At 31.4% G+C, this 13,551-nt stretch carries 14 protein-coding genes; 5 read left to right on the forward strand and 9 right to left on the reverse strand.

Annotation, left to right across the window (positions count from 1 at the left end; all coding sequences use genetic code 11):
* Positions 1-2 precede the first annotated feature (2 nt).
* The 4 genes from H6578_12330 to H6578_12345 all read left to right on the forward strand — a co-directional run bounded on the left by H6578_12330 (position 3) and on the right by H6578_12345 (position 2,111).
* A complete protein-coding gene (locus tag H6578_12330; protein MCB9227940.1) occupies positions 3-722 on the forward strand; it encodes a polyprenol monophosphomannose synthase in 720 nt (239 codons plus the stop codon).
* Between the two features lie 4 nt (positions 723-726).
* Positions 727-945: a DUF2892 domain-containing protein gene (locus H6578_12335; GenBank protein ID MCB9227941.1), complete on the forward strand. Its 219-nt coding sequence runs from the start codon at positions 727-729 to the stop codon at positions 943-945.
* Positions 946-962: 17 nt separating this feature from the next.
* On the forward strand, positions 963-1,514 hold the full coding sequence (locus tag H6578_12340) for a YdeI/OmpD-associated family protein (GenBank protein MCB9227942.1): 552 nt from the start codon (positions 963-965) through the stop codon (positions 1,512-1,514).
* 108 nt (positions 1,515-1,622) lie between these two features.
* A complete protein-coding gene (locus tag H6578_12345; protein ID MCB9227943.1) occupies positions 1,623-2,111 on the forward strand; it encodes a hypothetical protein in 489 nt (162 codons plus the stop codon).
* 3 nt (positions 2,112-2,114) lie between these two features.
* Here H6578_12345 and H6578_12350 read toward each other — a convergent pair whose 3' ends face one another.
* Positions 2,115-2,840, reverse strand: coding sequence for a phosphatase PAP2 family protein (locus tag H6578_12350; protein MCB9227944.1), 726 nt, complete (start codon positions 2,838-2,840; stop codon positions 2,115-2,117).
* 87 nt (positions 2,841-2,927) lie between these two features.
* Here H6578_12350 and H6578_12355 point away from each other — a divergent pair, with 87 nt between their 5' ends.
* Positions 2,928-4,850 carry a CBS domain-containing protein gene (locus tag H6578_12355; protein ID MCB9227945.1) on the forward strand — a complete coding sequence of 641 codons (1,923 nt, stop codon included), beginning with the start codon at positions 2,928-2,930 and terminating at the stop codon, positions 4,848-4,850.
* A gap of 7 nt (positions 4,851-4,857) precedes the next feature.
* Here H6578_12355 and H6578_12360 read toward each other — a convergent pair whose 3' ends face one another.
* From H6578_12360 to H6578_12395, 8 genes are all read right to left on the reverse strand, one after another.
* Entirely contained in the window at positions 4,858-5,742 is an 885-nt protein-coding gene (locus tag H6578_12360; protein MCB9227946.1) for a TIGR01777 family protein, read from the reverse strand.
* Positions 5,714-7,165, reverse strand: coding sequence for an O-antigen ligase family protein (locus H6578_12365; GenBank protein ID MCB9227947.1), 1,452 nt, complete (start codon positions 7,163-7,165; stop codon positions 5,714-5,716). Before H6578_12365 ends, H6578_12360 begins: the two co-directional genes overlap by 29 nt.
* Positions 7,166-7,179: 14 nt before the next feature.
* Complete coding sequence (locus tag H6578_12370) at positions 7,180-8,061, reverse strand: hypothetical protein (protein MCB9227948.1); 882 nt, start codon at positions 8,059-8,061, stop codon at positions 7,180-7,182.
* A 7-nt stretch (positions 8,062-8,068) separates the two neighbouring features.
* Entirely contained in the window at positions 8,069-9,499 is a 1,431-nt protein-coding gene (locus tag H6578_12375; protein MCB9227949.1) for an oligosaccharide flippase family protein, read from the reverse strand.
* A 25-nt stretch (positions 9,500-9,524) separates the two neighbouring features.
* Entirely contained in the window at positions 9,525-9,986 is a 462-nt protein-coding gene (gene rnhA, locus H6578_12380; GenBank protein ID MCB9227950.1) for a ribonuclease HI, read from the reverse strand.
* Between the two features lie 175 nt (positions 9,987-10,161).
* A complete protein-coding gene (locus H6578_12385) occupies positions 10,162-11,772 on the reverse strand; it encodes an Eco57I restriction-modification methylase domain-containing protein (GenBank protein MCB9227951.1) in 1,611 nt (536 codons plus the stop codon).
* A 1-nt stretch (position 11,773) separates the two neighbouring features.
* The gene (locus H6578_12390; protein MCB9227952.1) at positions 11,774-12,868 is read right to left on the reverse strand and encodes an AccI family restriction endonuclease; all 1,095 of its coding nucleotides are present in this window, start codon (positions 12,866-12,868) and stop codon (positions 11,774-11,776) included.
* Between the two features lie 23 nt (positions 12,869-12,891).
* The gene (locus H6578_12395) at positions 12,892-13,209 is read right to left on the reverse strand and encodes a helix-turn-helix transcriptional regulator (GenBank protein MCB9227953.1); all 318 of its coding nucleotides are present in this window, start codon (positions 13,207-13,209) and stop codon (positions 12,892-12,894) included.
* Positions 13,210-13,551 lie beyond the last annotated feature (342 nt).

Genomic DNA, 13,551 nt, shown 5'->3' on the forward strand with positions numbered 1-13,551 from the left:
CTGTGAGTGATAGTTTAGTTATAATACCAACATACAATGAAATTGAGAACGTTGAAAAAATGATTCGCACAGTATTTGCTTTGCCTCATGTTTTTGATGTTTTAATAGTTGACGATAACTCGCCCGACCAAACAGCCAACAAAGTAAAAGAACTTCAAAAAGAGTTCTCAAACCAGCTTTTTTTAATAGAAAGACAAGGAAAATTAGGATTGGGAACGGCTTATATTACAGGTTTTAAATTTGCTTTAGAAAAAAACTACGATTATATTTTTGAAATGGACTGCGATTTTTCGCATAACCCAAATGACTTAATAAAACTATATGAAGCTTGCCATACCGATGGCTACGATGTGGCTGTAGGTAGTCGCTATGTTAGCGATGGCGGTTTTAGAAACTGGCCCTTATTTAGAGTCTTTTTATCAAAATTTGCATCATTTTATGTGGAAACCATTTTGAGCTTAGGTGTAAAAGATAGTACCGCTGGATTTGTATGTTATACTAAAAAAGTATTGCAAACCTTAGATTTAGACAATATAAAATTTATAGGCTACGTTTTTCAAATAGAAATGAAATTTAAGGCTAAACAACACGGATTTAGCATAAAAGAAGTTCCTATTATTTTTACAGATAGAGTTTTAGGACAATCTAAAATGAGTAAAAATATAATAAATGAAGCGGTTTGGGGTGTTTGGAAACTTAGAAAAGAAAAAATAAAATCTTAAAAATATGGCATTACCAAAAAACGTAGGAAAAATAGACAAATTTGTAAGATTAGGATTGGCAATCTTAATTTCAGTATTAATAAGTTTTAATGTAATACAGAATACCATTGTAGCATTGGTATTATTAGCAATAGCCATAATATTCTTAGCTACATCATTTTTAAACTTCTGCCCTTTATACACACTTTTTGGCATAAATACCTGCAAGTACGATAAAAAGTAAAACACATCTTCTTTGCTATGTCTTGGAATAAAGAAATGGAAAAGTTAAAAGCTATTTTAGATAAAAGTGGCTTAGAAAAAACCATAAAATGGGGCACAGATGTTTATGTGTATAATGGCAAAAATATAGTGGGATGTGTAGCATTTAAAAACCACATTACACTTTGGTTTTATAATGGCGTTTTTTTAAAAGACAAATACAAAGTGCTAATAAATGCTTCTAAAGACAAAACAAAATACTTAAGACAATGGCGTTTTACTGATATAAATGAAATAAATGAGCCAAAAATACTTGAGTATATTAAAGAAGCCACAGAACTTATAGACAAAGGTATAGAAGGAAAACCCAATAAATTTAAGCCTGTTCCTATCCCTTCTTTGTTAAAAGATGAATTTGCTAAAAACAAAAATCTACATAAAGCATTTTTAAATTTAACCCCGGGCAAACAAAAAGAATACAACCTCTACATTGAAGAAGCCAAGCAAGAAAAAACAAAATTAAGCCGTATAGAAAAAATTACTCCGCTTATTTTAGCAGGCATTGGCTTAAATGACAAGTATAAGAAATAAGCACAAAATTTATTGCTTTTTACCTAAAAAATATTTAATTTTGCAATAATATATTCAGTGCATTTAATCAGCTTAATTAAATAAAAAAACATGAAAAAAACATTTTCAATGAACATGAGAGAAATTCATAGGTATTTAGGCTTTTTTTTAGCCGGCATAATGGCTGTTTATGCCATTAGTGGTACTATTATGATTTTTAGAGAAACCAACTTCTTAAAAAAACAAGTAGCCTTAGAAAAACAACTTGAACCCAATTTAACGGGTGGAGAATTAGGTCCAAAATTGAAAATGGCTGTTAAAGTTGAAAAAACTGAAGGCGATATCATCTATTTTAAAGATGGTACTTACAATACTAAAACGGGTTTAGCCAATTACCAAAAAATGCAACTTCCTTTTATACTTAATAAAATGGAGAAATTGCATAAATCTACCACCAATAGTCCATTATTTTACTTAAATATTTTCTTTGGATTTTCGCTTTTGTTCTTTGTTATATCTGCATTTTGGATGTACAGTCCCAAAGTATCTATATTTAAAAAAGGAATGTACTTTACTTTAGCCGGAATTGTGCTGACACTTATACTACTTTTTATATAGTTATTATTTATTCCTAATTTTATGTAGCAAAGGCACACCTACGCCCACTGCTGCACCTACACCGTAGCCTACCAGCACGTCTGTCCAAAAATGCTTACCTGCTCTTACTCTAAAAATAGCCGTAGTAAATGGAATTACAGCCGCAGCAAACCAAACTAAAGGTTTCCATTTTGAGTTTGGATAATAATGTGTATGCATCATAGCAAAAGAAAACATGGCAGAAGAAACCGTAGAAGTATGTCCACTAAAAAATGATTGATTTGCTCCTTTTTCTAATTTTTTATCCATTGGAGCATTAGGATTATAAGTATATGGTCTGTTGCGTTTGGTTAACTCCTTTGTAAGGTAAGTTAAGCCTGTATTTAACACAAAAACCTCCGCAGAAATAGCTGCCACTTTCAAAAAATCTTTTCTGCTTCTTTCTCCTGCCAGTAATAGTAAAGGCGTGGCCACAGAGGTGTACATTAAAGCATCGCTGGCTTTAGCTATTTTAGGATTCCAATTGTATGTAGCACTTCTATCAAACAAGCTAATATTATTTCTATCTAAAGCCATTATTTGTGCCATAGTAAGCGGTTGTTTTTTCTTCTCTAAAATAAAACCGGTAACCATTCCTCCTAAGCCTACACTAACTACAGGAGCATCTACAGCCCAGCTAAATTTGTATGGCGATTGAGCTTTTAAAGAAAAACTTAAAATAAAAAGCAACAAGACTACATAATATTTCATATTATTTGATATTTTTAAACCTTAATGACGATTATCAAAAGTAATCTATTATTTGAAAACACACTAAAATTTAAGTAAAAAAACTAAATGGGAGTTCCAATTGTAAGATCGCACGCCACGGATAAACAACTACAAGCATTTGAAAAACACTTGCTAAACGATATACACGCACTCAATAGAATGTTGCATCAAGGTATGTTTGAAATAGACACCATACGCATTGGTGCAGAGCAAGAATTTTGTTTGGTAGATAAATATTATAAAGCTGCCGGCAAAAACATTGAAATGATGGAAAAGTTGAAAAACAATCCAAAGTTTACTACAGAGCTGGCTCGTTTTAATATGGAAATTAATGCTACGCCTCAAATTTTTTCCGGCACTTGCCTTTCCGATATGGAAGCAGAACTACTTAGTACTTTAGATGAAGCTTATAGAGCAGCCGATGAGTTGGGTATCCAAATAATTATGAGCGGTATATTACCAAGTGTAAGAAAATTTGATTTTACTATGGATAATTTAACGCCTTATCAGCGTTACTATGCTCTATGCGATTCTATAAACCGACTGCGTGGCGATACTTTTACTTTAGATATAAAAGGTACAGATGAATTGGTAATGCAACATGATTCGCCACTAATAGAAGCAGCTAATACGGGCTTTCAAGTGCATTTACAAATAAAACCAAACGAGTTTGTAGATATGTACAATATAGCTCAAGCTATTACTGCTCCCGTTTTAGCCTCTGCCACCAACTCTCCTATTCTTTTTGGCAAACGCCTGTGGAAAGAAACAAGAATTGCACTATTTTCTCAATCGGTAGATACCCGAAGCCATAAAGAACACGCCCGAGATATGAGCCCGCGTGTAACTTTTGGCGACCAGTGGCTTGAAAAATCCATTTTAGAAATATATAAAGAAGATATTGTTAAATATAGAATATTATTAAATACCGAAGTAACAGAAAATGTTTTTGATAAAATAGCCAAAGGAACTGCTCCCGATTTAATGGCTTTAAAAATACACAATTCAACAGTATATAGATGGAATAGAGCGTGCTATGGCTCATTAGACGGTGTGGCTCACTTGCGTATAGAAAACAGAGTGCTACCTGCCGGACCCACAGTAGCAGATGAAATGGCTAATGCAGCTTTTTGGCTGGGACTTATGGTGGGTATGCACAAGCAATATGGCGATATAACCAAACATATAAATTTTGAAGATGCCAAAAACAATTTTCAGAAAGCATCGGTACATGGTTTAGATACCAAGTTGTTTTGGTTAAACCACAAAAATTATAGTGCGGAAGATTTAATTTTAAAAGAACTGCTTCCCATAGCTAAAGAAGGATTATTAGAACAAAAAGTAGATAAAAAAGATATAGATAGATACTTAGAAATTATTGAAGAACGAGTAGATAAAGTTAAAACCGGCTCTTATTGGCAGTTAAAATCTTACAGCGAACTGCTAAAAAAAGCGAACAAAGAAGAAGCCTTAGCTGCCATAACTGCATCTACTATTAAAAACCAAAAAGAAAATATGCCTGTACACAATTGGAACTTAGCCGACTTAAACGACAACAAAGAGTGGAAACCAAGCGAAGCTTATGTTGAAGAATTTATGACCGTAAAAGCTTTTACTGCCAAAGCTAACGATATAGTAGCTCTTGTAAGCGAAATGATGGATTGGCAAAAAGTACGGTATGTGGTTATAGAGGATGATAATCAAAAAGTGGTAGGTTTAGCCACCTCAAGGCTACTTTTGCGTGCTTACATGAAACACATACACCAACATGAAGATATACCTTTAACTATAGGCGAAATAATGATAAAAGAACCTATGACTATTGGTCCGGGAGCAAAACTTACCGAAGCTATGGAAATAATGACTAAATATCAGTTTGGCTGCCTGCCTGTAATAGATGAACACAATCATTTATTAGGCACCGTTACAGAAGCAGATTTCTTAAAAATATCAAGAAATTTAGTAGAAAAAATGGCTAAAAACAAGTAAAAGTGTTTTACAGTAAATTCCCCAAAGCTTTATCTATTTTATCAAATTCAAACTGAAAACCTTTAGATAGTATTTTATCGGCACTACATTTTTGACTGCTCAGCACTAAAGATTTCATTTCTCCCAGCACCAAGTTTAGTGCAAATTTAGGCGTAGGTATGGCAATAGTATTTTTTTGTTTTGCTATAATTTTAGCTAAATCTTTTTGAGGTAAAGGATTTGGAGCGACAGCATTATAAGTGCCTTCTAAATTATTTTCAATTATAAATACAAACAATTTTGCTAAATCATCAATGTGTATCCAAGATGAAAACTGCTTACCGTTTCCTAAAATTCCTACAAAAAATGGTAGTGTTTTCAGCATTTCCGGCAGTGCTCCGCCATCTTTTGAAAGTACAACGCCTATTCTAACTACAGCTTTTTTAATTTCATCTGTTAATTGATAGCTTTCCTCCCATTGCTCACATACTTTTGCTAAAAAATCAGTTCCGGGTTCTGTACCTTCTTCTAATAATTCATTTCCTCTATCGCCATAAAATCCTATGGCAGAAGCCCCAATAAACTGCTTTACATTATGCTTTGTATTTTTTAAGGTATTTATTAAAAGCTGAGAAGAAATTACTCTGCTATCTATAATTTCTTGCTTCCTTTTTGTAGTCCATTTTTTACCTGCAATACTTGCACCTGCTAAATGTATAATTACATCAGCATTTAAAATGGCTTTTTCGTCTATATATTTTTCATTAATATTCCAATAATAGCAGGCTACATTTTCTTTGCTGTAGTTTTTATTTGTACTTAAATGAGCAACAGAATATCCTTTAGCCAGCAAAACATCTGTAAGTTTTGTACCTAATAAACCACTACCGCCCGTTATTAATACTTGTGTCATGTTTTTCACTATTTTCCAGTTTTCTACTTACAAATACTAACAAGGCTATATTTAAAAAAAAGAAAGAGCCCGTTTTATCTACTTCTATCATATCGCTAAAAAATAGATTAATTAAAATAGCAACAAAAGAAACTAAAACAGCCATGGTTAGGCTTTTATATTTTACTGTTTTATGATACAAATTTTCGCCCCAAATAAAAATGGTAAAAATTAAACTTAAAAATAAAGCTAAGCCAACTAAACCCTGCTCCGTTGCTGTCATTAAAAAATAATTATGTACACCACTCCTTTCCTCATTAGTACTTATCCAAGTTCTAAATTTTAAAAAGGTAAAGTTTTTATAATTTTCTACAAATCCATTAGGTCCAAAACCAACTATTGGCTTTTCTTTTATCATTTCTACTGCTGCCAGCCATCTATAAATACGCTCCATACTACTCACATCTCTGGCTTTAAAAGTAGATGTCATTAAGCTACCTAAATCTTCTTGAGAAACGGTACTTGTATTGGGCGAGAACTCTAAATATTTATTTTGGCTACTAATAGCTATTCCTATAAAAATAAAAAGAACGACACCAAAAACCACAGCGTATTTTGCCAATTTTAATTTAAAAATAAAGTATGCTCCAAACATAGCTATTAAAGCTAAATAACTTGCTCTTGTATATGAAAAATATGTGGCTACTATAAATAGTAAAATACTTAAAATCAGCACATTATACTTAAAACTAAACTTTTTATACCAAGTAGTAGCATAAAAAACAAAAGGCAAAAACACCGCTAATAAAGCAGCATAATTAACATGATTTCTATAAAAAGGATACAAAGATTTATTAATCATTGTAAAATCAAAACCGGTTAAAGCATGCCTAAATAAGGCTATGAAAATAGTAAATACTAAAGGAATAAAAATGCACCAAAAAGCTGTTTTTAAATCTTTTTCATTTTTAACTACTATTAAAGTTACTATCAAAAAAGCACTGATGTACCAAAGTTTAGCCAGTAGAAATTTTACGGAAAAAAGAGGCACAGTAGAAAATAAGGTGCTTATAAACATCCAAAAAACATGGAGGATTAAAAGAATAATTAAAGGATTTTTAAAAATGGAAAAGTCCACTTTTTTTAAATTAGTAATACCATAAAATAAAGCAAGGCACATAAAAACAATCATTAGCGGCTCGGTGGGCAGGTCGGTACCCAAGCCATTTGCCACATCTACCTCAATAGACAATGGTATTAATGCCAACAAAAAAAAGTATAAACTTTTAAAATTTATTATACCCCACACCATTACCACTAAGGTTAAAGGTACAACAGCCAATGCCTTTTCTTTAAAGTAAAATGCAGCTAACACACAAAAAACACCTGCTAAACCATAGAGATAGAAAAACAGTTTTTGTTTATTGTAAGTAGAAGCAAACATAAATTTTTAACTATTTACTTTTGTAATTCTTCTTTTATAAAAAAGATTTGCTCTGCCAGCAAAGCACCTAAGCAAGCAAAAAAGAAAGCTATAAATGTAGTGGCTACAACTATTACAGATCTTACAGGTTTAATTTTACGTTCAGCAGGAAAAGCTTCTTCTATAACTTCAACTCCTTTGCTACTTTTTTCAGCTACTAAATCGTATTCTCTTGAAAAACCTTCCAATTTTGAAAAATCTTTTAAGCGTTCGTTGTATTTTGCTTCTTTAATTTCAAACAACTTGGTATTTACTTGCGTATTTAATAAATCTGTTTGCATAGAATCCAACTCCTGTTTTGCTATTTTAACTTTATCAGAAAAAATATGAGCCAACTCTATTCTACTTTCATCTACCGGCTGAATTGTTTTTTCGTTTACTATAGCCACAATATCATTTACAATAACAGCCGCCAATTTTGGGTCTGTATCTAATAAATTAATTCTAACAGCATCTTTTTCAGTAAGATAAGCTTCATAGTTTTCTTCAAATTCTTTTTTTGTCTTACTATTTTCATACTTTTTACCTTTCAGTTTATAATGCTCTGCAAGGTTGTATTTCTGTATAATATAACTCGCCAATTTATCGGAAGTAGCTATAGATAAAATTCGGTTGGTTTCTCTTTCTGAGCCAAAAAAGTGAAACACCGAAGAACCATCTTGGCTAAATAATGCATTTCTATCGCCCGTATTTTGACTTATAGGATACAGCAAAGCAAAACTTTGATAATACGGCTTCATTATAAAAAGCGTGGTAATTACTGCCGCTATAGCTGCAAATATGGTAACAGCAACAATATGCCATTTCCATTTAAGTAAAATTCTAATTACATTGATAAGATTAAATTCTTGATTCATAAAGAAATTATTGTAGAGTACTAATATTTTTAATTTTTACAAGTTGCAAAACGAACGACAAAAGTATGGCTATTATCACAAAAATAAGCATTTTAACATTCCACTTTAAATTTATTCCTGTTAAAAGTACCATTATGCCAATGTTTAAAAGTAAATACAGCAAAGAACTGCCCATTTTCTTTAGTTCAAATTGGGTGTTGAAATGTTTTAAAACATAAATCATTTGAGCTAAAGCCATAACTGCTTGCGAAATAATGGTGGCTAAAGCAGCTCCTGATGCTTCGTATTTTCTAATTAAAAAAACATTTAAAACGACATTAAGAATTATGGTAAAAAAAGCATAATAACTTATTTGTTTTAGCTTGCCTGCTGCGGTTAAAAATCCCCCAAAAATGTAGGTTATAAAAATAAACGGAAAAGAATACAGCAGTAATTGAAAACTCAAATACCAAGTTTCATTGCTCTCGTGGTACAGCAGTTTTACAATATCTTGATGAAAAAAGAAAACCACCAAAACAAAAGGAATACAGACAGCCAACATTATTTTAAAACTATCCCACAACACTTCTGAAAAGGAATTTTTATTAGAAATTTGCTTAGCAAAATATGGGATTAATAAAGACGCCAACAAATAAGGAATCATATTAACAGCATCTAACAAACGGTATCCCGCAGCATAAATGCCCGCTTGTACAGCTCCTGTATTGGGCAATAATTTATCTAACATAACGGCATCTATACGGGTATAAATAGTCATTAATAAAATAACTACAGCATAAGGCATAGCTTGAAGCACTAATGGTTTAAACTGCTGAAAAGAGAAACTGGGTTTAACTATACTTCCTTTATAAAAAACTATAAGTAATGATAAAAACCCGGAAAGTAGCAAAGCAAAAGTTTGGGCATAAATAAAATACATAATATCAAACTGCTGAACAAAAGATGTGTATAGCAAAACAAGGCAAACAATAATACTTAAAATTCTATCAAAAACGGAGAAAAAAGCATCCCAGTTATACCATTGCATAGCAGTAAAATTGGCTCTACTAAATAAAATGAACGATAATAAAATTTGATTTAAGGCTAAAAATAATAGCATTTTAAATTGTAGTGCATTAAAACCTATAAGCCAAGCCAAAAGAAAACTAACTAAAAGATAAACAACAGAAAAAATAGCTTTAAGCAAAATCAAATTACCAAATCTTTGTTTTAGTAATTCTGGTTTTTGAGCTACTTCTTTATTATGAAACTGGTTGATACCAAAATCAAGTAAAATGTGGAATAAAAAAGAAAAATTAAAGACTACAAAATAAATTCCATAGCTTGATGCCCCAACTACATTTTGAGTTTTTAAATCTATACCAAAAATCCATAAAGGCTTAACAATTAAATTGGCAAGAATTAATATAAAAATACTCTGGAATAAGTTTTTAGCCATTTGAAAAAGCTAAGATACTGTTTAATTATGGTTCTTTATTGGTTTCAAAAAACGTATCTTCAAAAAGATTAGAACCCTGTGCTGCTTCTACGGCAAGTTTATCACACCGCTCGTTTAAAGGATGCCCGGCATGCCCTTTTATCCATTTCAATTTTACATTATGATGTTTATATACATTTAAAAAACGCCTCCACAAATCGGGATTTTTCTTTTTGACAAAACCTTTTTTAGCCCAGCCAAACACCCAACCTTTTTCTACCGCATCTACCACATATTTTGAGTCGGAAACTATAAGCACATCACTATTAGGAATTTTTAAAGCTTCTAAAGCTACAATTACTGCCAGCAGTTCCATTCTGTTATTAGTAGTGTATTTATATCCTTTAGAAAGCTCTTTATAATGATTTCCTGCTTGCATTACCACGCCATAACCTCCTTTGCCTGGGTTTCCTTGTGCTGCTCCATCGGTATGTATGGTTATTTTCATAAGTGCAAAAGTAGAAAAATATTAAAAATATTGAGTTTTTAGATTGGTAGTTTGTTGTACATTGGCTTTATTTTATTTTTTTATACCACTTAGTAATACATTATATCAATAGTTGTTTAGAACAATCCTGCCAAAGGCATTTGTTTATTACGTTGAAGCTGTGGCTTTTCATTTTTTATTCGTTAGTGTCGGCAAAGGCATACTCTTTTGCAATTTTTGGTTTAGCGTTGGAATATTCATTTCGTAATATCAGGTCAATTTCGGCTATGTATTTTTCATTTTCGGTTTGTCTGTAATTGGAATACAATTCTAAAATTTCCTCTACTTTCGATTGAGATAAGATTGATAAGTCAAGCATTTTAGATTTGTTCAAGTCATTTGGTTCAAACTTCTTTAAACCATTTCCATACTCTCTTCTATTATCACTAAATATGTCTTTAGAAACATCTGTTAATAGATAAGCAAACAAAAGGTCAATGCTTACCTTGGAGAACAAGTCCGAGTTTGTTGGATAAACACAATGAAAAGTAGTAAGATTGGAAATGTTTGCTTCATTTCTAATAAACTTGACACCATTTCTATTAAATACAGAAACCCAAATAGGAGCCGGAGGACGTTTTTCTAAAGCATACCAAGGCTTTCTACTTTTGGTTAAAAACTTTTCGTTTATTTCTTCTTGCTCTCCTTTTTTGATATAGTTTTCAACTTCTTCACTTTTAGATTTCTGTCCATTAAAAAGATAAGTTAGTTCGTCTTTTTTGATAAGATTTTTGAAGTTTTCACTCGTAAAAAAATTAGTTTTTACATCTTTAGCTTTACAAATACACGGTAATAGGTTTGATTCTGGAATATGGAACTCTTTTGCCTTTGAAGGTTTAAATGTAAAATATTCATTTGCACCTGTAGCAATGCCTCTAACTACTTTTGCGTATGTTGAAAACGGAACAAGGTTTTTATAATTAATTGAGTTTTGTACTTGATAATATTTACGCCATTTTATAGTTGGATCTAAATCTTTTGGAGCAAATGAAAACTCTCCCTTGCCCTTCGGATATGAATCAATATAACTTTTGATTAGCTGTAAATCTGATTTTGAATCAATAGTTGAAATATGTATCTCAGAATTATTATTGTCATTTGCTAAAAGAAGAATAGATGCTGTTGTCATTGCATCATCAAAAACATTTTCTTTAAAGTCGATAACGAATAAATGTCTTAATGTTTTTGTTTTAATAAGGTACTCCTTTATTAATTTTCCGTAGTCAGAATTCAAAAACTCAGAAGGGATAATGTATGCAACTCTACCTTCTTTATTCAACTGAAAAACCGACTTCAAAAGAAAAAGAGTATAGAGATTGGTAAATCCGTTGAACTTGAATTTTAATTTACTTTCAACTTCTTGTAAAATTTGTTTGTTGTCATAATCGTGAAACTTTAAATATGGCGGATTGCAGATAATACCGTCATATTTATTTTTCCAATCATTAAACATATAATCCTCAAGATTTAGAGACACATTATTGAAAGACTCAAAGTGTGTTTTGGCTTCTTTTAAAATGGTTTCATCAATATCAAATCCTTTTATATTAAGATTTTTGTTTTTATTAAGAAGTGTCCTTGAAAAAATACCCAATCCAAAAGCTGGTTCAAGAATAGTTTTGCAGTTTTCATTTCCTAACAACCAATCCGACATTAAATCAGCAATCGGTTGGGGTGTAAAAAATTGAGCAAACTTTTTTCTATGTTCCAGGTCTGTATTTTTTGAATATTTTTTTTCTAAATCCATATTAAAAATCTGATATGTTTAATAAAGCCTTTAAGCTATCAATGTCTAAATAAGCTGTTCCCTTTTCAAAACTCACATAGAATAGTAAACGACCTCTGCCCATTTCTCTCCTAACACTCTTATGTTCGGGTTCTAATATTTTGTATGCAACCTGATTTGTATGTCGGGTGTTTATCTTAATAGTGGTTTTGTTTTGATTTTTAATGTCTTTACTTATTTCATAATGCTCTCCCTCTTTTTCGGAATCGGTAATAAGTGTAAGAATGTTTTTGAAAGAGATACCATACGACTTATCAAAGAAAACTTGAAAATAATAATGAGGAACATTGAATGTTTCAGCCCATTTATAAACCACTTTAATATCTTCAACCTTTGGTGTTATACTTAAATAATCTCTTTTTTGGCTGATACTAATATTATCTTTTAAGTCTTTGAATAATTGAGTCAGTTCTTGTAGTCTTTCAGTTGAATTCCAACTTGGTCTGCGAAAAGTAATTGCATTAATAGTTTCTTCGTTAATGCTTTTAAGTATATCTAAATAAGGTTTCTTTTTAGGATGTTCGAATACATCTGAAAACTCATTTATTATTTTGTCTTTAATCGACAGTGCAGTCTCCGAATGGAATTTTGTTCTTTCCTGCATTTCTCCTTCATACTTGTCAATTAAAAAAGCACTTGAGCGAATTTCCAAACCTGCAATTGCCTTTTTTACATAGTCAGTAATTTGAGAGTGCTTCAGCTTACTAATGTCATAGCCTAATTTTTCTTCAAAATCAGATTTTTTAAATACTAATAAATCGGGTCTTTTTCCTATTGTATCCAATTCGTCTTGAAATTCGTTATAGAATTCATCAAACCCAATTTCGCCCGCTACTAAATCATCAGATTTCCCGTAACGAACAGCAACATAGTTTTTTGATGTTTCATTGATTGCTCTGAATATTAAATCTTCCGCCCAATCTCCTTGTTCTTTGTTTGTTATAAAATTTGAAGATGCTTGAGTTGGAGGAGAAGTCCTATCTCTTGGTATTGAAAAATCAACAATTGTATCGGGAATGATTTTTGTTATTTCCCTTAATTCATCAAAGTATGTCATATTGTTTTCTATATTTTATTTACTCACAAATTTCTAATAGACTTTTGTGTTCGTGATTTCGCATAGCTCAATTCTTGTTCGGCTACTTTTAGGGCATTTAGAGCTTCCTGTTCATCTTTCACTATTTCATATAATTTTGTTCCAATCCACAAGGCTTCTAATTCTGAAATGGAACAATTAAAAAGTTCACTAATTTTAATAAGATGTTCTCTTTTTAGTATTTTTTGATTGTTTTCAACCTTGCTTAAAAACCCATCTCCAATTTCAAGTTTAGAGGCTAACTCCCTCTGAAACATCCCTGATTGCTCTCTTAATTCTCTAATTTTCTGTCCAAGTGTCATTGTACCTTTTTTAGACTTGACTTATTTAGGTTAAATGTAAAGATAATTTTCTAAATATTTTTAAGAGCGAAGGATAAATTTTAGCTCTTTTGGTTTTTTAGGGTTGGCATTGTGTTTCGGCAAAAACCAAATGTGCTAAAATGTGCGGTTGGATTTTTCAGCTTGTTGCCAACGGGAGTTTGTGCATTAACCCACAAAACTCGGGCTTTTCAAATGTAAATATAAAATATATTTTTGAAAATTAAGAGATTTTTTAAACAAAATGTGAGGAGTTGATTTTGTTGTGTAAGGCTTTGTGGTAAATGTGGTGCTTAAAAATGAAAAAATAGCCGTTTTTATGGC

It is taken from the genome of Chitinophagales bacterium (assembly GCA_020635995.1).
In the GTDB taxonomy this organism is placed as follows: domain Bacteria; phylum Bacteroidota; class Bacteroidia; order Chitinophagales; family UBA8649; genus JAFMKE01.